This is a genomic window from Nostoc sp. CALU 546, from assembly GCF_048836525.1.
Map to the genome: position 1 here is coordinate 1 of NZ_JAWJTF010000359.1, position 1,913 is coordinate 1,913.

Here is a 1,913-nt window from a genome sequence, read left to right on the forward strand (position 1 = left end):
GCGTTCTTGCTCGGCGTTGCGAGAAATTTCTGTATAAGTTAAAAACCGTTCTCCATCAGGGCGATATAACTGTAAGCCCTCTGTTGATAAAGCAAATCGAATTTTTAAACGGGGACTCACCCAATCTTCCATTTGGGGGATGACATCTAAACCGTCTTCGCTACGCAACCATCCACGCAAATTATTTTTCTCAGGATCGTAAATGTAATACTCTTCCACGCCATAGCGATCGTAGAAAAGTAATTTCTTGTCCATTTCAGTTTGGGTGTTGCTGGGAGAAAGAATTTCAAACACCACTTGCGGTGGAATTCCCTCCTCTTTCCATTGTTGGTAGCACAAGCGATCACCCTTTGGTCTACCCAATACCACCAGCACATCTGGGGCGTTAACAATTTTGTTGCGTCCCTCTACCGGATACCAAAATAAATCCCCGGCGACAAATACATTTGGATCGTCAGCAAATAGCCAATCTAAATTCTGCTTAATTTCTACAATCCAGCCAAACTGTATAGTATTATTAGCCACTGGTTGTCCGTCACTATCTGGGTAGATGACCTCTGGCTGGGTCGGCGGTTGGATTTGCAATACCATAGCTTCGCCCTCAGAAGGATATTTAATCGGGATGCTTCCAAATTAGCAGACTCTTAAGGATGTCTGCGGCATAAATCTGGAAGGATAACTAATTAAAACAGTACGATTGTTCTACTATAAACTGATTAAAGATAGTATTATTAAGGACTGTTTCATAAGAAACTCCTTCTTTGCCGCCCAATATGTCAGACCAACAGCTAGCAGCATCCTTGAATGGACATCTTCCCAACCCCAGCCACAACAGCCAGAATACCATTCGGATTCGGGGTGCTAGGCAGCATAATCTGAAAAATATTGACTTGGAATTGCCACGCGATCGCCTAATTGTATTCACTGGCGTTTCTGGGTCTGGTAAGTCTTCCCTAGCCTTTGATACCATTTTCGCTGAAGGGCAACGTCGTTACGTAGAATCCCTCAGCGCCTACGCACGGCAATTTCTCGGACAACTGGATAAGCCGGATGTGGAAGCTATTGAAGGCTTAAGTCCAGCAATTTCTATTGACCAAAAATCAACGTCTCATAACCCCCGTTCCACTGTCGGTACGGTGACGGAGATTTACGACTATTTGCGGCTATTGTTTGGTCGGGCTGGCGAACCCCATTGTCCAATATGCGATCGCTGTATTGCACCCCAGACAATCGATGAAATGTGCGATCGCATCATGGAATTACCAGATCGCACCCGTTTCCAAATTCTTGCACCCGTTGTCCGTGGGAAGAAAGGCACACATCGTAAGCTTTTGTCAAGTCTGGCTTCTCAAGGTTTTGTCCGCGTGCGAATCAATGGCGAGATCCGCGAACTGTCAGATTCCATTGAATTGGATAAAAATTTTACCCACACCATCGAAGTGGTAATTGACCGCTTGGTGAAAAAGGCTGACATCCAAGAGCGTTTGGTTGATTCCCTGTCTACGTGTCTCAAGCAATCGGGCGGGATTGCAGCCATTCTGGTGAGTCTACTTGGTGACGATGGACAAGAAAAAGAAGAAGAATTAGTATTTTCGGAAAACTTTGCTTGTCCAGAACATGGCGCGGTGATGGAGGAATTATCGCCGCGATTGTTCTCCTTTAACTCACCTTATGGTGCTTGTCCGCACTGTCATGGAATCGGGACTTTAAGGAGATTTGCGCCAGACTTGATCGTACCCGACTGGGAAGCGCCAGTTTATGCTGCGATCGCGCCTTGGTCAGAAAAAGATAATTCTTATTACTTAGAATTACTCTATAGCGTCGGACAGATTTATGGGTTTGAGTTACAGACAAATTGGAGCAAGCTGACAGAAGACCAGCAGCAAATTATTTTGTTTGGCGAGAAAGATGAA

The 1,913-nt window shown here is 45.1% G+C and carries 1 protein-coding gene and 1 pseudogene; one reads left to right on the forward strand and one right to left on the reverse strand.

The window, feature by feature from the left end; genetic code table 11:
* Nucleotides 1-591 (reverse strand): Uma2 family endonuclease (locus RRG12_RS43660; RefSeq protein WP_420763324.1); only part of this gene is annotated, 591 nt, incomplete at its 3' end.
* 182 nt (nt 592-773) lie between these two features.
* Between RRG12_RS43660 and RRG12_RS43665 the strand changes: the two are divergent.
* Nucleotides 774-1,913 (forward strand): annotated as a pseudogene (locus RRG12_RS43665) (excinuclease ABC subunit A); the annotation flags it as partial.